Genomic DNA, 17,777 nt, shown 5'->3' with positions numbered 1-17,777 from the left:
TCATAGGTCGTGCATCACGGCAGTGGGCCGTATGCAATAGAGTGAACGCTCGACGTTCACGCGGGTTCGTAGGTTCGCAGATGTCACACGAGGAGCGAGCATGAAGCGGACGTTTACCCGGCGCGAGTTGTTGCGCCTGATGATGGCAGGTGGCGGTGCGGCGGTGTTGGCGGCTTGTGGCAACCAGAGCGGGCAGGGCGGGCAGACGGGAACGCAGGCCACCCAAGCTCCGGCAGTGGTTAGCCAACCCGGCTCGAAGGTCAAGATTACCTACTGGGGCTCGTTCAGCGGCAATCTGGGTGAAGCCGAGCAGGCGATGGTCAAGTCGTTTAACGAGTCGCAGAACGAGGTCGAGGTCGAGTATCAGTTCCAAGGCAGCTACGAAGAGACGGCGCAGAAGTTTACGGCAGCATTGCAGGCCAACACCACGCCCGATGTGATCCTGCTCTCGGATGTGTGGTGGTTCGGCTTCTATCTGGCTGGCGCGATCACCGCGCTCGACGATCTGGCCAAGCAGGTCAACCTCGACTTCAACGACTTCGAGCCGGTGTTGCTCAACGAAGGCGTGCGCAAGGGTGTTCACTACTGGATCCCGTTCGCGCGCAGCACGCCGCTCTTCTACTACAACAAGGCGATCTGGGCCGAGGCGGGCCTGCCCGATCGCGCGCCTGAGACGTGGGCCGAGTTTAGCGAGTGGGCGCCGAAGCTGGTCAAGAGCGATGGCAGCCGGGCCGCGTTTGGCCACCCCAACGGCGCCAGCTACATCGCGTGGCTGTTCCAAGGCGTGGTCTGGCAGTTTGGCGGCCAGTACTCGCAGCCCGACTTCACCATGACCATGACCGACCCCAACACGCTGCGGGCGGCCCAGTTCTACCAAGACACCGTGGTCAAGAACAAGTGGGCAGTGCTCAACACCAACCTCAACCAAGACTTCCTCGGCGGTGCGATTGCCTCGATGATGGCCTCGACCGGCGCGCTGGCCGGTATTCAGTCTACTGCCACCTTCCCGGTCGGTGTCGGCTTCCTGCCCAAAGAGACCAACTTCGGCTGCCCGACCGGCGGCGCCGGGTTGGCGATCGTCAGCCGCGCCCCAGCCGAAAAGCAACTGGCGGCGATGAAGTATATCGCGTTTGCCACCAGCACTGCCAACGCCGGCATTTGGGCGCGCAGCACGGGCTACATGCCGGTGCGGATCAGCACCAAGCAGACGCCGGAGATGGTCGAGTTCTTTAAGCAGAACCCCAACTTCAAGACGGCGGTTGATCAGTTGCCCAAGACGCGGGCCCAAGATGCGGCGCGCGTCTTCGTGCGCAACGGCGACCAGATCATCGGCAAGGGCCTTGAGCGGATCATCGTCAACGGCGAAGCGCCGAGCGCGGTCTTCGCCGCGGTGAATGATGAACTGGCGCAGGGCGCTAAGCCGATCCTCGAGGATCTGAAGGCGCGCGAGGGTTAATCGTTTGGCAAGGGCGGGTTGCGAGAGCGTAGCGCTCTATCGCTGCCCGCCCTTGCCTGCGCAATCTTCTGCCGTCACCGCCGCCATCTGTTCGTTCGTAGGCAACCCTTGTGAACACTTTTCTCCGCGAAGAGGAAGTCATGCCAATCGTAAAGGCGTAACAATTCAAAGCAGGTGGGTAAACCCTTGTTGCGCCTTTGCGTCTTCAGCTCATAACAGAATGTTTTGGTCACTATGTTGACCATCGCCAACCCCAAAATCGCCGGGTTCACGCCACGCTGGGCCACCTATCGCGGCTTAACCATCCTCTTCGACAACATCGGGCTGCGCCGTGACGGGCCGTGGTTGCGGCTCGACTGCGCGCTCGACGCCATCCCGGAATATACTCTCTACCGCGGTTTGCGCGCGGCGATGTGTGTTCTCGATCCGGATGCGCTCTTGCGCCGGTACCTGTTTTGCGCGCTGCCGCCGGCGACCTATCACGTGACGCTGTGGGATGGGCCAAACGATGGGAATGTTGATCAAGCACTGCCACAGGCGCGCCAGCGCATGGATGACCTCTTGCTCGATATTCCCGGCGCGCTCAGCCATGGCAATCTGATCAGCGGCACGATCGCCGGCTCGCCGCTCATCCGCCGGCGGGGATGGCAAGTGGGCTTTACCGTCAACCGGCTGGTCATCGTGCAGCAGTCGGCCTTAGTAGCGTTGCTGGCCCCGACGCCGGCTACTCGCGAAGCCTTCGCCATGCTGGTCGAGCTGCGCAGCGCGTGGAATGCCAGCTTTCGCCATCGCTTCGGCATTGCTGCGTATGAGCCGTATCTGCCGCACGTCACGCTTGGCTATTTCGCCGATCCGGCGCTGGCTGCTCAAGCTGAAGCCGAATTGCCGGCGTGGGAGGAGCTGGTCTTGCGCCATACCGGCGGCACGAGCATTACCTTCACCAGCGCCAGCTTGTACGGTATGCTCGACATGGTGACCTTCTTTCGCACCGCGCGGTAGGGGCGGAGCACTGCTCCGCCCCTACCGCTGCCACGCTTGACGCGAGATGCTATACTACAATTGTTGGGGAGGGCTTTCTACCAAAGGAGCTACTACGATGAGTTCGGGCAAGACGCTGGTCGACCTGATTCGGGAAAAGACGGGGGTCAGCGCCGAGCAGGCGCAGCAGGCGGTTGATGTTGTGGTCGGCTTCTTGAAAGACAAGCTGCCCGATCCGATCGCCGCTCAGATTGATCAGGTGCTGAAGGGCGATGTTGGCGCGCTCGCTGAGCAAATCGATGCGGCGAAGACATTGCTCGGCGGGTTGTTGGGCGGCAAGAAGGATAACTAAGTCTGTCCGGGCAGAGCAGCACTCTGCCCAAATCTATGGGCAGAGCAACGCTCTGCCCGCACCTTTTTTCCTTGGGATCATCATCAATCGCAGCGCGCATTCCCCTAAGGAGGAACCATGGTTATCGGCGGCGTCTTATTGCTGGTGCTGGCCGTTATTTTTTTCTTCGTCGCCCGCGCCAATGCCAATAAACTTCACACCCTCAACGCAGTAGAGACCTATGATACTGCGACGCTGGCGGCCATTCACCAGCGCATTACCGCCGCACTGGGTGCAAGCGGCTTTACCCAACCCTGCGAAGTCGAAGGCGTGATCGAGTGCGCGACGCCGCTGGCCGGCCCGATCTCAGGGAAGCCACTGGTCGCCTATACCTACACCGTTAACCGCGAGTACGAAGAACGGGTGACAACGACGACCAATGGCAAGCCAGAGACCCGCGTTGAGCGGCGCAGCGAGCAGATCGAGCAGAATGAACGGCGCGCGCCGTTTCTAGTGCGCGACGAGCGTGGTCACGTGCAGGTGTTGCCCGATGGGGCGACGCTAGAGGTGATCGAAACCGGCAACCGGTTTGTCGAGACGCCCCAGCCGTGGACAGGCGCAACCCGCACGTTAGGCCGGCGCGAATTCGAGCGCGGGTTGGAAGTGGGTGCGCGTGTGTTTGTGCTCGGCACGGCGATCGATCAGGGTGGCCGGCTCGCGATCGCTCGCCATCCCGCGAATAGCAAACAAACCTTTATGATTAGCCGTAAAAGCGAGCAAGAACTGGCCGCGTCGGCGGCAACGTGGGCGCGCAATATGAATTATGCCGCGATCGCCAGCGGGGTCATTGGGGTCGCCCTCGTCGTGTGGGGCATGCTGGCGGGGTAGGGTATCCGCTACATCGTTGCATGGAGGGCAGTTGCGCCAGCGCTGCCCTTCTGAATCCCAGTCGATCTGTACCCGCTCCCTCTCCAGCGATACTGAAGTGATGTAGATTGATCGTGCCAAGATCTGCTAGTGGCAACGATACCATCCTCGCTCGCTTCCGTCACCGGCTAACATCCTGTCTTCCCGCTTGAACCAGCCCCACTAGCCAGAACGGCTCGATAATGGCTTTGGGACGATATGAATGCCAACCGGCAATCGTTGCGAGGGGGAAGGTATGGATAACCGATTCCGGATCATGCTTGTGGTAGCGGGTATGATCGTCATTGCGGCAGCGGGTATTGTCATCGCGTTGCGTGTCAGTCATTTGCCGGCACAACCACCCCTTCCATTAAATACTTCATCGAGTCCGGTTACGCCGGCGGCGCCGGACAGCGCCAACTGGCGCCACCTTGGCAGTGATGCAGGAGTGCCATTTAATGATCTTGTGGCTGCGATCGCCTTTGATGCCGATGATGCCGATGGCAATCTGTACGTTGGCGGCGCGTTCACTGATGTGGCAGGCGTTCCCGAAGCTGATTATCTGGCGGTCTGGAGCCCTGTCACCCAGCAATGGTCGGCGCTCGGCGGCGCGAATGGCTTTGGTGCGCTGAATGCCTTGGTGTCTACCATTGTTGTCACTGGCGATCTGGTCTATGTGGGTGGTTCCTTTACCGACGCTGCCGGTATTGCCGAGGCTGATGGGGTGGCAGTTTGGAATACAACGACCCGGCGCTGGGCTGCGCTTGGTGATAATGGCAAAGGCGATGGTGCGATCCAAGGGACGGTAGCGAGCATCGCGATCGCGGGCCAACGGGTGTATGTAGGCGGCAACTTTCTCGATGCCAGCGGTATTCCTGCTGCCGACTATGTGGCGGTGTGGGATGGCCGGCGCTGGGCTGCGCTCGGTGACAATGGGCAAGGCGATGGCGCATTGGCTAACGCAGTGAGCAGATTGGCGGTTGCTGGCGATATTTTGTATGCTGGCGGTCTCTTCCAAGATGCCGCGAGCATTGCAGCGGCTGACTTTATTGCCGCATGGGATGGCCGGCGCTGGTCAGCGTTAGGCAGCAATGGTCAAGGTGATGGCGCGCTGAACCATCTCGTTGCGGCCATTGTCGTGGCTGGCGATAAGGTCTATGTGGGCGGCTTGTTTACCGATATAGCGGGCATTGCCCATGCGGACTATCTGGCAGTGTGGGACGGCGCACAATGGGCGGCATTGAGCGACCGGAGCGATTTTACCCCGCTAACAGGCGAGGTGTATGCCTTAGCGTTTGATCATCGCGGCAATCTCTATGTCGGCGGCGCATTTACCGATCTCGCTGGCATTGCGGCTGCCGACTATGTAGCAGTGTGGGATGGCGCGGCATGGGCCGCATTGGGCAGCAATGGCCACGGCGATGGCGCCCTGCGCAATATTGTGGTTACTCTCGCGGTGGATCAGAGCAATCAGATATATGTTGGCGGAAATGTTAGCAACGTCGCAGCGATTGATGCTGCCGATTACGTTGCGCTGTGGGATGGTGCGCGCTGGCAAGCGCTTCCTCACGTCGCTGGCGGCGTGTTAACCGCGCCGGTGCGTACCATCACGTTTGCCGACGATAAGGTCTACGTGGCCAGCGGCGGGATCAATTTCGCCGAAGCGGGCGCTGCTCCTTTTGCAGCAATGTGGGATTCAACTCGTCAAGCGTGGTCAGACCTTGATCCGCAAGGCGCTTTTCAACACGGTCTCCAGATCAATGTTCTGCGCCACGACGGCACACGCCTCTACGCCGGCGGCTGGTTTACCGATGCGGCTGGCCCTGCTGCCGACTATATCGCGGTGTGGGACGGTGCGCAATGGTCGGCGTTGGGCGACAATGGCCGCGGCGATGGCGCGCTTACGAATATGGTGACTGTTCTTTTCATTGCTGAAGATGGCAATCTTTACGTTGCTGGATTCTTCCAAGATGCGGCAGGCATTCCTGAAGCTGATAATGTGGCGGTCTGGAATGGCGCTGATTGGCAAGCGTTAGGCAGCGGTGACAGCGCAGTGCGGGGCGCCGTGTGGGCAATGACGGTGATAGATGGCGCCTTATATATCGGCGGTTCATTCACCAGTGCCAGCGACCCAACCATCTCGTTCATCGCAATGTGGGACGGTACCCGTTGGGCGCCGCTGGATGATGGTCGCGGCAGCACGCTCAACGGCGAAGTCACCGCGATGGTGGTTTCTAGCGATAAGCTGTACGTTGGCGGCGCGTTCACCGACGTGGCCGGCATTGCCGAAGCCGACTACGTGGCTGTTTGGAATGTGACCACACGACAATGGTCGGCGCTGGGCAGCAATGGCCGCGGTGACGGTGCGATGGCTGATCGTGTCAACGCGCTGGCGGTAGACAGCAAGGGCAACCTGTATGTGGGCGGCTTTTTCACCGACGTCGCCGGGATGCCAGCCGCTGACAACATTGCAGTGTGGAATGGCGCGCAATGGTCGGCGTTGGGCGACAATGGCCGCGGCGAGAGCGCGTTGAATGGTGAGGTTTTTGCGCTGGCCGTGATGGGCAATGATCTGTACATCGGCGGCAACTTCACCAATGCCGGCCAGAACCCAAGGGCTGACTATATTGTCGTGTATTCTCTGACTGAATGACCCTAAGCGGATGGTTTAGCGCAAATGAAATGTTTTATTTGCGCATGAGGCGACCAACTCTGATCAGGTGCAGCACTAGTGTAGAGAGCGGCAACCAACCTGCCATACTCGCTATCATCGTAGCTATCCTGCACATATCGCATCACCAACGCCCTCAATTCCTCACATCTGTAGCCTGTTCCTCTCGGGGCCGGCGCTCAACCGGTGAAGCGCCTATGGAGGCAGTACCACTGCCGCATTCTAAGGTAGCCATCAGGCGCGCATGATGGTCGATGCCGCGTTATGGAGTGCGGCCGTACCACTGCCGCATGCCAAGATGGCCAGAGTGATCGGGGGTTGGGTCAGAACCAGTGCAACGCTTGTGGAGTGCAGCAGTACCACGGCCGCATTCCAAAGTAACGCGGGCTACCGGCGCTTCGTGCCAGCATGTCATTGCGAGGGCGTGTGGTAGGCGCACAGCGCTGCTGTGCGACCCCGCGCCCGCAGCAATCTCCTCCGTCAGCGAGAGCGATCCCTGCCCGCATTCTTCCCACCCCCCATGCCATTGCGAGGGCGTGTGGTAGGCGCACAGCGCTGCTGTGCGACCCCGCGCCCGCAGCAATCTCCCTCTTCAGCGGGAGCCATGCCTGCCAGCACACCCCTCTCGCTAGAGCAGGGGATTGCTTCGCCTCGCTGCGCTCGGCTCGCAATGACAGTAGGTGAGCGCACCTCCCGCCCCCCAATGTCATTGCGAGGTGCGTGGGCAGCGCAAGGCGCTGCCCGCGCGCCGAAGCAATCTCCTTCTTCAGAGGGAGCCATGCCTGTCCGCATTCTTCCCACCCCCCATGCCATTGCGAGGGGCGTGGTAGGCGCACAGCGCTGCTGTGCGACCCCGCGCCCGCAGCAATCTCCCTCTTCAGCGGGAGCCATGCCTGCCAGCACACCCCTCTCGCTAGAGCAGGGGATTGCTTCGCCTCGCTGCGCTCGGCTCGCAATGACAGTAGGTGAGCGCACCTCCCGCCCCCCAATGTCATTGCGAGGTGCGTGGGCAGCGCAAGGCGCTGCCCGCGCGCCGAAGCAATCTCCTTCTTCAGAGGGAGCGATCCTTGCCCGCATTCTTCCCGCCCCCCCATGTCATTGCGAGGGCGCGAAGCGCCCGAAGCAATCCCCCGCGTCAGCGGAGTCCCTGCCTCATCGCCCCAACTTTCTCGCCAACCATACGCGGGCCAGCGGCCCGCGCCCCGTGTTATCTTGCGTATTATCGACTAAGTGAATCTCATCATGTATTCACTACATAGCTATATTGGTAATGCTGTGGTAATGGGGGGGGTAAAATGACATCCATCGGTGTTTGTTTCAGGGCAAGCAATAACGTTGGCGCAAGCTGCGTTCACGGCGGTCTACTTGTTGAAATGAACTTGTGGAGGTGGAATGATGGATCCGGTACTCTTGGCTTTTTTGACAACATTAGCTATGGTAATGGTTAACCGAGCTGCTGAAATCCCGGTTGAAAAAGCATACGAGGCGCTACCAAGTTTCTTTAGTTTACTTTTCAATGCAATCCGTAAGAAACCTGAACTCCGCAAAGCTGTTGAACAGGTAAGCAAAAATCCAAGTGACCCAATGGCGCAACGCGAGGTTCAGAAACAGTTACAGCGCTTGGTAATTGAAGAACCGGCAATAGCACTCCAGTTGCAGAAATTGGTAAATCTGAATGGGTACCTTGCGCCAATGAACAGTATTACACCTGATCAAATCATAAATGCGCTTGCACCATTGCAAGATCGTAAAACGAAAACTCCTCTACAGATGGATGTGGGTTATAGCCTGTTTGTGTTAGCGATAGATGTTCATTATATGGATCATACACTATTCCCTTATCATAGTGGAATCAACTCTATTCAAGCCCACTCTATCAAATACAAGGCTGTGGTTGCAATGGTAGCGTATGCTGCGTTCGTGTTGATGCGTGATGAAGGTATTGAGGCGGCGCTTGCTGAACTGCCGGATGATCATATTCTCAGGCCGTTCCGTGATTTCTTCCATTCAAGCGATGCACAGCACTTGCGTAACGCCATTAGCACTGGTTCTTACTGGATTCTTCCTCCGTATCTTTCCTTTTTCGATGGCGATTGGGGCGCATTCGTGGAAAGCTCACAATTCTTCGATGTGTGCAATCGTATCCGCCGATTCTACGAACGGTTGCCGCAGTCATAGCGATATTTCCCCCGGCGCGGCTGTCCTCGCACAGCCGCGTCGCGGTGCGCCAGTGGTTGCCGGCGACGGCCCTTGATCTCAGGAGTCATCACCATGCCAACCTTCTTTCGTTATGTCACCCTGAGCACATGGGCGGCTGGTTTACCGATGCTGGCGGTATTGCTGAAGCTGATAGGGTGGCGGTGTGGGATCCGGCGACGCAGAGGTGGGGCGCGTTGGGGAGCAATGGCAGCGGCAATGGCGCGCTGGATAGTACTGTCTCCGCACTAGCGGTTCTTCCTGATGGCAACCTATATGTAGGTGGCAGCTTTATCAACGCCGGTAACAATCCGCTGGCCAATTATGTGGCCTCGTATCAGACTGTGAATGCGTTCCGGGTGTTTGTGCCGGCAATTACCCGCTAACGCATAACGAGCGGCGCGGCAGGAAGCCGCGCCGCTCTCCCGTTCCCCTACTCCCCCATCACTACCGTTGCCCGCGCGACCCCGGCGCGCTGCCCGCGGGCCGTGATGGTGACGTTGCTCCCCGCGGGGGCGCGGATCGTCCACGTTAGGCGGCGGAGGTTGTCGGTGGGGAAGCTGCCGCCCCACAAGGCCCGTTTGTTGGCCCGCCCTTCGAGCTGGCCGATCTCTTGCCGCTGTTCGCCGCTGATGATCGCGCCTCCCTCCGGCAGGCTCACTTCCACCTCGATCGGTTGCACCGCCTTGACCTCTTGGGCTTTGCGGCTGCCATAAGTTGGCAGGTAGCCGCTGTTGGCGACCACCGCTTGCAGGCGGTAAAGACCGTCACCGAGCGGTTCGGCCTGCACGTGGCGCAGTTCGAGCCGCGGGCCGGTCTGGGCAAGCGCGAGCACGAAGCGGGTGTTGGGTTCGAGGGTGCGCAGCAAGAATGGCTCTGGCGGGTTGCCGAAGGTGCGCCGCTCGATCCAGCCGCCAATCTCGACCCGGCCAAGCTGCGGGTGGTCGAATGGTCGCCAGTTGACGAAGCCGGCGCCGCCGAGCTGTTCGTCGTTCCAGCGCAGCAGCTTGAGGTCGTCTTCTTCGGGGTGGTCGCGGAACCACTCGATGAAGTCGCGATCTTTGATCCCCGCTTCGCCGATCATGTCCCACAATTCCACCGTAAAGGCGTAGATGCCGAGCTGCTCGTAGGCCCAGTCGTCGAATGCGCCGCGCATGACCTCGCGCGGGTGGTAGCGGAAGCCGTGGTAGACCGAGACGTGCTTGTAGCCGGTGATCTCTTCGCCGCGCCGCCCCAGCTCTTTGTACGTCCATAGGTCGTCGATCGGCATCTGATCGTCGGGTTTGTCGGAGTAGGGCCGCAAGATTGCGCCCGAATAGGTGTGGTACGAGATGGCGCTGCTGACGTTGAGGTGCGAGGTGAGGAACTCGACCACGGCCCGAATCTCTGGTTCGGAAGCGGGGTAGGGGCCGGCGCCGCGCTGCACCCCTTCCGGCGCCCAAATGTAGGGGAAGTTGCGGTTGAAGTCGAGACCTTGGGCTGGCGGGGCGATCTTGACTTCGTAGCCGTTGTAGTTGCGGATGTAGCCTTCGGTGTAGACCCGGTAGTAGGTGCCGCCGCGCTCGTCGGGGGCGCGCGGACGCATCAGGCGCGGATCGCGCTCGCTCACCTTCCAGCCGCCGTCAGGATCAACCACGCGCATCTGCAAGATCAGGCCGTCGCCGTCGATGTCGGCGGGGTACAACCCGTCGCGATCGTCGGTGAAGGGGTAGCGGCGGGTGCCCGACCGCACATAGACCGGCGAGGTCAGCGCCTGTTCCATGCCGTCGGGGTTGAGGCAGGGCACAATATAGAGCGCGCGCTCATCGAGCAGCGCGGTGATGTTGGGATCGCTGCCGTATTGCGTCAGCGCGGTCTGAATGACGTGCAGCGCACCCATACAGCCGGTGACTTCGGTCGCGTGGATGTTGGCGTCGAGCCAGAACGCCGGCTTTTCGTCGTCGGGGCCAGTGGCTTGATTGGTGAGCGTCATCAGCCAGATCGGGCGGCCTTCGTAGCTGGTGCCGATGCTGCGCAACGAGCAGAGCTGCGGGTATTCGGCGGCCCATGCCTGCAAGGCGGCTTCGACTTCGTGCGGACGGTAGTAGCGGGTGAAATCGATCGTTGGCATCGCGCAAATCCTTGCTCAATCAAAGATTTTACCTCTCTATAGTACCATAGAAACGGTGGCGAGAGATGGGAGGGCGACAGCGCGCTGTCGCCCTCTCTGCGCTTCTGCTAAGAGGTAGATAGAACCTGTGGTCGATGGCAACCGTAAAGCCCGGCACTACGCTCCTCATCACCCCTCCCCCCAGCAGGAGAGGGGCTGGGGGTGGGGGCCGTCAGCCCGCGCAGCGGGTTTCGCACCCCTAGCCCCGGCACTGAAGGGCCGGGCGCCGGATCTGAAACGCTCCTGCCGGTTGCTGGTGTTTTCCCGCAGGGGTGCAGCGGTATTGGGATGGGTAAGCGTATATCGTAGGTATCTCCCTCTGCGTCCTCAGCGCCCTCTGCGGTAAATCTTCACCTCAGCGCCCCCTGCGGTAAACCCAACCCTCCGCAGTAAACTTCACTGCCCGCGCCGTATGGTATACTGCTGGCAAGTCAGCAAGGAGGCAATGGGGTCGCCTATGCGCGTGCGGTACAGTGCCCGGACAGATACCGGCAAACGGCGCGAGATCAACCAAGATGCGTATGGCAGCGCCGAAGTAGGGCAGGGAACGCTGCTCGTCGTTTGTGATGGCATGGGGGGGCACTTGGCCGGCGAGGTCGCCAGCAAGCTGGCGGTCGAGACGATCATCGCCACCTTCCAACCCGGCGACGATCCGGCGGCAGGGTTGCGCCACGCCTTTGTCACTGCGAACCAGCGCGTGTACGATGAAGGCCGCGGCAGTATGGGCACCACCGCTGTTGCCGCCTTCTTCTGGCACAACACGCTCTACGTGGCCAACGTCGGCGACAGCCGGGCCTATCTGGTGCGGGAAGGCCAGATCCGCCAGATTTCCCACGACCATTCGCTGATCGGCGATCAAGTGGCGGCAGGTCTGCTGACCGCCGAAGAGGCCCGCGCTTCCACTATCCGCAACATTATCACCCGCGCCATCGGCCATTTGGGGCACGTCGAGGTCGATCTGTTCCGTGAGCCGCTCTTGCCCGGCGATACGATTGTGCTTTCGACCGACGGCATGCACGGCCTGCTCGCCGACGATGAAATCGCCGCGATCGCCAGTATGCATCCGCTCGATGTGGCGACGCGCCGGTTGGTGGATGAAGCGAATGCGCGTGGCGGGCCGGATAATATTACCGTCGTGATCGCGCAGGTTGACGGCCTCGACCCAACGGTCAGCGAGAGCGATTCTGCCGCAGTCGCGGCCCCGCCGGCGCCAACCGTGGCTGCGCCGCCGGCAGCCAAGCCGCTGTCGCGGGTTGGCCTGACGCTGTCAATCTTTGTGCTCGTGATGTTGCTTGGCTTGAGCCTGTTTGTGACGCTGACCGATCAGCGCACCCCGCCGCCGTTGCTGAGTTCGCCAACGGTTGTGATGACCGCGACGGCGGCGAGTACGGCGACGCCATTGCCGGCGAGTACGCCATAACGGGGCGAGGCCTATGCCCATTCGTCTGCTCGATGAAACCATTGCCGCCCAAATCGCCGCTGGCGAAGTGGTTGAGCGCCCGGCTTCGGTGGTGAAGGAGCTGGTCGAGAATGCGCTCGATGCCGGCGCGCGCCGGATTGTGGTCGAGGCGCGCGGTGGCGGGTTGCGCGAGATCCGCGTCCAAGATGATGGCTGCGGCATTCCAGCGGATGAAGTGGAGCTAGCGTTTGCCCGCCACGCCACCAGCAAGCTCCAATCCGCCGAAGATTTGTGGGCCATCCGCACGCTGGGTTTTCGCGGTGAAGCCTTGCCCAGCATCGCGAGCGTGGCGCAGGTGATCTGTGTCACCCGTGTGGCCGAAGCCGAGTTGGGGGTTGAGCTGCGCATCGCCGGCGGCGAGGTGCAATCGCGCTTGCCCTGCGGCTGTCCGGTTGGCACGACGATCACGGTGCGCAACCTCTTTTACAACACTCCCGTGCGCCGCGAGTATCTCCGTTCCGAAGCGACCGAAACCGGCGCGATCAGCGCGATTGTCCAGCAGTACGCCCTTGCCTACCCCGAAGTGAGCTTCAGCCTCGTGGTTGATGGCCGGGTGATGTTCCAAACCGCCGGCGATGGCGATCTGCGCGCGGTGGCGGTTGAGTTGTACGGTCTGGAGGTGGGGCGCGCTTTGTTGCCGGTGCAGGCCGAAGCCGGCGCCGATGAGTTGTGGGTAGCGGTGCGCGGCCTGATTTCGCCACCCGATCTGACCCGCAGCTCGCGCAGCTATCTGTCGCTGTTCGCCAACCGGCGCGCGTTGCAGCCGCGCGGCGCGCTGGCTGCCGTGGTCGAGAATGCCTACCATACGATGTTGATGAAGGGCCGCTTCCCGATCGCGATTCTCGATCTGCGCGTGCATCCGGCAGCGATTGACGTGAACGTTCACCCGACCAAGAGCGAAGTCAAGTTCCGCTATGCCGCGCACGTCCATAGCGTGTTGGGCCGGGCCATCCGCGATGCGCTGATCAGTGGGGCCGATATTCCAGTCTGGGATGCGCCCGATCCGGCGACGGCCCAGCGCCGGTTCGAGTTGCGCCGGCTCGGCCAAGAGCCGCCGTCGCCGTCACCATCGGCATGGGGAGTTGGCGCCGCGGCGTGGGATCGCGACCGCTCGCGCTGGGATGCCGGTGCGCCAGCGGCCCATCTGGCAACGCCGTTGCCGTTGCCGCCGGCAGCCGAGCCAGTCGCGCCGGAGCCGTCTGCACCGGTTGCGCCGGCAGTGGCTATGCCTAACGCAGCGCCGGCCTCCACGCCCTCGGCGTTGCCGCCGCTGCGAGTGGTGGGGCAGGTTGGCTTAACCTACATCGTCGCCGAGGCGCCGGAGGGGATGTATCTGATTGACCAGCACGCCGCCCACGAACGGATTACCTACGAGAAGTTGATGAACCAATACGCTCAGCGGGCGGTGGAGACGCAGCAGTTGTTGTTGCCGCAAGCGGTTGAGCTGAGTCCGGAAGCGAGTGCGCTGCTGTTGGGCAATGCCGAGAAGCTAGCTGAGTGGGGATTTGCGCTGGAACCGTGGGGTACCGGGGTGCTGGTGCGGGCCATGCCGGCCACCCTCCCGCTCGACGAATTGGCGCAGGCGTTGCATGAGATGGCCGAACGGCTGGCCGGACGCGGCGGCAGCAGTCCGCTCGAATGGCGCGAGGCGATGCTGATCACGCTTGCCTGCCACACCTCGGTGCGCGCCGGCCAGCCGCTCTCGCACGAAGAGATGCGCCAACTGATCCGCCAGCTCGAACAGTGTGCCAGTCCGCGCACCTGCCCCCACGGTCGCCCGACCATGATCCTGATGACACCGGCCCAGCTTGAGCGGCAATTTGGCCGCCGCGTATAATTGTAGAGACGGACGGCCGTCCGTCTCCATAGCCGCAAAGGGCGCAGGGGACGGGTAACGCAAAGACGCCAAGATCGCAAAGGGCGCAGAGGTTTTTTGTTTGGGGGATGATAAGACGCTTGGGGTCGTTTCTAAATGGCCACCGCGTTCTTTTTGTGTTAAACACGAGTTTTTCCCTAAAACCTCAAAGAACGCCGAAAACTAGGCCACAACACCCAACGCACTTATACCCCACCACCCAAAACATCTTTGCGACCTTCGCGCCCTCTGCGTCTTTGCGTTAAAAATCTCCGCGCCCTTTGCGCCTTTGCGTTAAAACCTCTGCGTCTCTGCCTCCTCTGCGTCTTTAGATTGATACCGGCACGAACGGCGCTAAACACGGTACATTCGCCGCCACATGCATCGTCTGCGCCGCCAGATCGATAATCACGCCGCACACGCTCTCGTTGCGGTCAACCGCGGCAATCCGCGGATCAGGGTGACGGCAGATACAGCGCGGCGCACCCTCGTGGTCGCGCAAGATGCGCTGCAACACCGCCAGATCGATCTGGCCGGCAGCGGCCTGCAGCAGCTCCCATGCCCGGCCGTAGCGTTCACGCGAGGTTGAAGTCGGCTCAAGCGCACACTCGCCGGCAGCAGCGCCGGCATCGAGGCAGTGGTTCGCGTGGGCCAGTAACCCCTCGTGCGCCGGTAACTCGGCCACCCCTCCCGGCGTAATTTCCAACGCCATCAACTCGCCGCCGGCGCCGGCCAGCGTAATGCACGACGAACCGCTAGCCGGGATACGCTCGGCCAGTTGGCGCGCCGCCGCCACACTGGTTGTTTGCAGCATCTGGCGCAACAAGATATGCACCGGCATCCCCTGCCGCTGGCCGTCGGCCTGCGAACGCAACAGATTAAGCCCAACCGCGACGCCTGCCCCATTCAACCCAATCTTGGCCACCATCCCCGCCTCGGTCAAGGTCAAGATCGGCGGCTGATCGGGGCTGATAATCCGCAACAGCACGCACGCCTCCCGCTGATCACCCTGCCAATCCCACGTCTGCGCCAGCCAAACCCCGCCGTTAGCGGTGGCCGGCGGCGCGGCAGCGGCAGTGGTGCATTCGCCATCATCGCCAGCGCCGTTGGCGGTGGCCGGTTGCTCAACGTGCTGCGGTACCCCGGCGGCCCGGTTACGGGCCAGCGCCGCTGTTGCCTCCGGGTGATGCACCCCGACCCCTACCCCGGCTAGCAACTCGGTGCGGACATTGAGGGCAATGATTTCAGCGAGGGTGCGTCCGGCGCCGGCAGCGATGCCGCGCATCTCATCGAGCAGGTCGGGGGCAATTTCTTCTAACAGCGGCGCATACGCCAGCGCTTCGTGTTGGGCCGCCGACCAGTCTAAACCGCGCCGGTAGGCAAACAAACGGGCATAGCTGGCAATGCTGTGCCGCACCTGCGCCGCCGTCGCGACCCCGTACTGGCGGCCCCGTTCAAACGGCTCGCCGGTGATGGTGATCTGGGGAAACATGGACAATTCTTCCTCTCGTCATCAATCTACTGCGTCGTCGCACGATCGCTGCCTTCTCAGAGGGGGCAAAGAGCGTATCTGTCGCTGCCCGCTCGCATCCAACCAGCCTATCGTTTTGCATCTGCGCACTGGGGCTGTATATCGTTCACGCACACGGCGCCACGGCGCGCAATTGGGCCACCAGATCGGGCAGGATGTCGAGCAGAGTCTCGATCTGGGATTCGGTGGTCTGCCGGCCCAACGAAAAGCGGATCGAACCGTTCGCTTCATCGGGCGAGAGGCCCATTGCCAAGAGTACGTGCGACGGTTCGAGCGAGCCAGAGGTGCAGGCGCTGCCTGAACTGGCGCAGATGCCGCGCTGGTCGAGCAAGAGCAGCAGGCTTTCGGTTTCGATGCAGGCAAAACCAAGGTTGGCGATCCCCGGCAAGCGGTGGGCACGATCGCCGTTCAGCCACGAGTGCGGGATGCGGGCCAGCACGCCATCGATCAGGCAGTCGCTGAGCGCGCGCAGCCGGGCCGTGTGGCTAGGCCGCTCGCTCTCGGCAATTGTCAGCGCCTTTGCCAACCCCACAATTCCAGCGATATTCTCGGTGCCGGCCCGCCGCCGCCGCTCTTGCGCGCCGCCGTTGATCTGTGGCGCCAACGGCGTACCGCGGCGCAGGTAGAGCAACCCCACTCCCTGCGGCCCGTAAAACTTGTGCGCCGTCAAGCTGAGCAAATCGACGCCGAGCGCATGCACATCGAGCGGCAACTGGCCGGGAGCTTGCACCGCATCGGTATGAAAGAGCACCCCTCGCTCGTGGCAGATGGCAGCCAGCTCGGTGATCGGCTGGATCACACCGGTCTCGTTGTTGGCGTACATTACCGAAACGAGCGCCGTCTCGGGGCGGATGGCTGCGGCCAGATCGACTGGGTTCACCCTCCCGCTGCGATCGACCGGCAGCAGCGTGACGCTGAACCCTTCGTATTCCACCAGATAATCGAGCGCGTGCAGCACGGCGTGGTGCTCGATTGCGCTGCTGATCAGATGGGTCTTGCCCTGCGCGCGCAAGGCCATCGCCACACCCTTTATCGCCAGATTGATGCTCTCGCTGCCGCCGCCGGTAAAGACAATCTCCTTCGGCTGGCAATTCAACACCAGCGCGGTTTGCTCACGCGCATCGTCAAGCGCCTGTAGCGCCGCGCGCCCCACCTGATGAATGCTCGACGCATTCCCGCTCATGCCGGTGAGGAACGGCATCATCGCCTCCAGCACCCGCGGATCGAGCGGCGTGGTGGCGGCGTGATCGAGATAAATCAGGCGATCGTTCATACGTTGCTCTACTGGGCGCGACGCATGCGTGCTTCGTCGCGCAAGACTTGCAGATTAAGGATTTCTGCCACCTCGAATCGCGGCGGCAGCGCGCCCGCTATTGGGCGCAAGCGCAAAATCGGTGGAAAATAGCCCATTCTTCCATGGAGTTCGGCTAATAGGGCTGCGGCAATGAAATTGAGTGATGGTAAATTAATCAGAATCTCTTCTGTTTGCCACTGTGCTGCCGAGAGACCGGCGGCGTCAGCAAGGGCGATAATTTGGGGAATGAATGGCTCTTGTTGGTTGATTTGGCTTGTTATATCAATAATTCTCTCAATATGTCTTTCTGTTAATTTCATGATCTGCTCTTGTTGCGGCGCTGTGATTGGGTGAGCGTAATTTAGTATTATCATCTCAGGCAACCTTTACGAAACAATCTTGCGCTGTCCTATTCTATTGTAACCCAAAGCGCGCCGGTGTGGCGCTGGCCGGTAGCCGGAACTTTTGCCGGCGTGATCCCGTCTGCATACCGGTGTCAATGTTCGTGCGTGATGTTGAAAGGATACTGCGCGATGCCTCTTCTCCGCCCTGCTCTGCTGCTCTTAGTGACGTTGCTGATCGCTGCCTGCGGCAATGCCGCGCCGGCAGCCAACCTCACCAACCGCCAGTGGCAACTGATCGAGATCAACGGCCAGCCGCCGGTCGCTGCCGGCCAGCCACTAACGATCACGTTTGGCCCCGACAACCGCGCCAGCGGGTTTGCCGGCTGCAACGGCTTTAGCGGCAGCTACCGGCTTGACGGCGGAACTATTGCTTTTAGCCAGATAGCCAGCACGTTGATCGCCTGCGCCGATGATGCGATCACCGCGCAAGAGCTGGCTTTCCATCAGGCCTTGGCCGCCGCTGCTCGCTACGAACTCAAGAACAGTGTGCTCTCGTTGCTTGATCGTGATGGCAACGTACTCTTGCGATTTCAGACTCGATAAACTA

At 61.3% G+C, this 17,777-nt stretch carries 14 protein-coding genes; 10 read left to right on the top strand and 4 right to left on the bottom strand.

Features of this window, described 5'->3' with window-relative positions:
* Nucleotides 1-100: 100 nt before the first annotated feature.
* From A6A03_RS05360 to A6A03_RS05330, 7 genes are all read left to right on the top strand, one after another.
* Nucleotides 101-1,456 carry an ABC transporter substrate-binding protein gene (locus A6A03_RS05360; protein ID WP_066784485.1) on the top strand — a complete coding sequence of 452 codons (1,356 nt, stop codon included), beginning with the start codon at nucleotides 101-103 and terminating at the stop codon, nucleotides 1,454-1,456.
* 234 nt (nucleotides 1,457-1,690) lie between these two features.
* On the top strand, nucleotides 1,691-2,455 hold the full coding sequence (locus tag A6A03_RS05355) for a hypothetical protein (protein ID WP_066784483.1): 765 nt from the start codon (nucleotides 1,691-1,693) through the stop codon (nucleotides 2,453-2,455).
* A 97-nt stretch (nucleotides 2,456-2,552) separates the two neighbouring features.
* Nucleotides 2,553-2,786: a hypothetical protein gene (locus A6A03_RS05350; protein ID WP_066784480.1), complete on the top strand. Its 234-nt coding sequence runs from the start codon at nucleotides 2,553-2,555 to the stop codon at nucleotides 2,784-2,786.
* 117 nt (nucleotides 2,787-2,903) lie between these two features.
* Nucleotides 2,904-3,653 (top strand): E3 ubiquitin ligase family protein, encoded by a 750-nt coding sequence (locus A6A03_RS05345; RefSeq protein WP_066784477.1) that lies wholly within the window; start codon nucleotides 2,904-2,906, stop codon nucleotides 3,651-3,653.
* A gap of 274 nt (nucleotides 3,654-3,927) precedes the next feature.
* Nucleotides 3,928-6,324, top strand: a complete 2,397-nt coding sequence (locus A6A03_RS05340; protein WP_066784474.1) for an NHL repeat-containing protein — start codon at nucleotides 3,928-3,930, stop codon at nucleotides 6,322-6,324.
* 1,410 nt (nucleotides 6,325-7,734) lie between these two features.
* Nucleotides 7,735-8,520, top strand: a complete 786-nt coding sequence (locus tag A6A03_RS05335; protein WP_216636339.1) for a hypothetical protein — start codon at nucleotides 7,735-7,737, stop codon at nucleotides 8,518-8,520.
* 128 nt (nucleotides 8,521-8,648) lie between these two features.
* Entirely contained in the window at nucleotides 8,649-8,924 is a 276-nt protein-coding gene (locus tag A6A03_RS05330; protein ID WP_066784469.1) for a hypothetical protein, read from the top strand.
* Between the two features lie 47 nt (nucleotides 8,925-8,971).
* On the opposite strand, the gene A6A03_RS05325 is transcribed toward A6A03_RS05330, so the two are convergent.
* On the bottom strand, nucleotides 8,972-10,648 hold the full coding sequence (locus A6A03_RS05325; protein ID WP_066784467.1) for a M14 family metallopeptidase: 1,677 nt from the start codon (nucleotides 10,646-10,648) through the stop codon (nucleotides 8,972-8,974).
* 484 nt (nucleotides 10,649-11,132) lie between these two features.
* Between A6A03_RS05325 and A6A03_RS05320 the strand changes: the two genes are divergently transcribed.
* Both A6A03_RS05320 and mutL read left to right on the top strand, forming a co-directional pair.
* Complete coding sequence (locus A6A03_RS05320; RefSeq protein ID WP_245668848.1) at nucleotides 11,133-12,107, top strand: PP2C family protein-serine/threonine phosphatase; 975 nt, start codon at nucleotides 11,133-11,135, stop codon at nucleotides 12,105-12,107.
* A 13-nt stretch (nucleotides 12,108-12,120) separates the two neighbouring features.
* Nucleotides 12,121-13,983 (top strand): DNA mismatch repair endonuclease MutL, encoded by a 1,863-nt coding sequence (gene mutL, locus A6A03_RS05315; protein ID WP_066784461.1) that lies wholly within the window; start codon nucleotides 12,121-12,123, stop codon nucleotides 13,981-13,983.
* 346 nt (nucleotides 13,984-14,329) lie between these two features.
* Here mutL and A6A03_RS05310 read toward each other — a convergent pair whose 3' ends face one another.
* The 3 genes from A6A03_RS05310 to csx15 form a co-directional block, all read right to left on the bottom strand.
* On the bottom strand, nucleotides 14,330-15,493 hold the full coding sequence (locus A6A03_RS05310; protein ID WP_066784459.1) for a C45 family autoproteolytic acyltransferase/hydrolase: 1,164 nt from the start codon (nucleotides 15,491-15,493) through the stop codon (nucleotides 14,330-14,332).
* Between the two features lie 145 nt (nucleotides 15,494-15,638).
* Complete coding sequence (locus tag A6A03_RS05305; RefSeq protein WP_066784457.1) at nucleotides 15,639-16,805, bottom strand: cysteine desulfurase family protein; 1,167 nt, start codon at nucleotides 16,803-16,805, stop codon at nucleotides 15,639-15,641.
* An 8-nt stretch (nucleotides 16,806-16,813) separates the two neighbouring features.
* Entirely contained in the window at nucleotides 16,814-17,200 is a 387-nt protein-coding gene (csx15, locus tag A6A03_RS05300) for a CRISPR-associated protein Csx15 (protein WP_066784453.1), read from the bottom strand.
* Between the two features lie 159 nt (nucleotides 17,201-17,359).
* Between csx15 and A6A03_RS05295 the strand changes: the two genes are divergently transcribed.
* Nucleotides 17,360-17,773, top strand: a complete 414-nt coding sequence (locus A6A03_RS05295; RefSeq protein WP_066784450.1) for an META domain-containing protein — start codon at nucleotides 17,360-17,362, stop codon at nucleotides 17,771-17,773.
* Nucleotides 17,774-17,777 lie beyond the last annotated feature (4 nt).

This window comes from Chloroflexus islandicus, assembly GCF_001650695.1.
GTDB lineage: Bacteria > Chloroflexota > Chloroflexia > Chloroflexales > Chloroflexaceae > Chloroflexus > Chloroflexus islandicus.
Note: the sequence above shows the minus strand (reverse complement) of the source record. Positions and strands in the feature narration are given on the sequence as shown.

What these genes read in the sequence shown, in the direction of transcription:
- A6A03_RS05360 (WP_066784485.1), top strand. Translation starts at nt 101, where the DNA reads ATGAAGCGGACGTTTACCCGGCGCGAGTTGTTGCGCCTGATGATGGCA.
- A6A03_RS05355 (WP_066784483.1), top strand. Translation starts at nt 1,691, where the DNA reads ATGTTGACCATCGCCAACCCCAAAATCGCCGGGTTCACGCCACGCTGG.
- A6A03_RS05350 (WP_066784480.1), top strand. Translation starts at nt 2,553, where the DNA reads ATGAGTTCGGGCAAGACGCTGGTCGACCTGATTCGGGAAAAGACGGGG.
- A6A03_RS05345 (WP_066784477.1), top strand. Translation starts at nt 2,904, where the DNA reads ATGGTTATCGGCGGCGTCTTATTGCTGGTGCTGGCCGTTATTTTTTTC.
- A6A03_RS05340 (WP_066784474.1), top strand. Translation starts at nt 3,928, where the DNA reads ATGGATAACCGATTCCGGATCATGCTTGTGGTAGCGGGTATGATCGTC.
- A6A03_RS05335 (WP_216636339.1), top strand. Translation starts at nt 7,735, where the DNA reads ATGATGGATCCGGTACTCTTGGCTTTTTTGACAACATTAGCTATGGTA.
- A6A03_RS05330 (WP_066784469.1), top strand. Translation starts at nt 8,649, where the DNA reads ATGGGCGGCTGGTTTACCGATGCTGGCGGTATTGCTGAAGCTGATAGG.
- A6A03_RS05325 (WP_066784467.1), bottom strand. Translation starts at nt 10,648, where the DNA reads ATGCCAACGATCGATTTCACCCGCTACTACCGTCCGCACGAAGTCGAA.
- A6A03_RS05320 (WP_245668848.1), top strand. Translation starts at nt 11,133, where the DNA reads ATGGGGTCGCCTATGCGCGTGCGGTACAGTGCCCGGACAGATACCGGC.
- mutL (WP_066784461.1), top strand. Translation starts at nt 12,121, where the DNA reads ATGCCCATTCGTCTGCTCGATGAAACCATTGCCGCCCAAATCGCCGCT.
- A6A03_RS05310 (WP_066784459.1), bottom strand. Translation starts at nt 15,493, where the DNA reads ATGTTTCCCCAGATCACCATCACCGGCGAGCCGTTTGAACGGGGCCGC.
- A6A03_RS05305 (WP_066784457.1), bottom strand. Translation starts at nt 16,805, where the DNA reads ATGAACGATCGCCTGATTTATCTCGATCACGCCGCCACCACGCCGCTC.
- csx15 (WP_066784453.1), bottom strand. Translation starts at nt 17,200, where the DNA reads ATGATAATACTAAATTACGCTCACCCAATCACAGCGCCGCAACAAGAG.
- A6A03_RS05295 (WP_066784450.1), top strand. Translation starts at nt 17,360, where the DNA reads ATGCCTCTTCTCCGCCCTGCTCTGCTGCTCTTAGTGACGTTGCTGATC.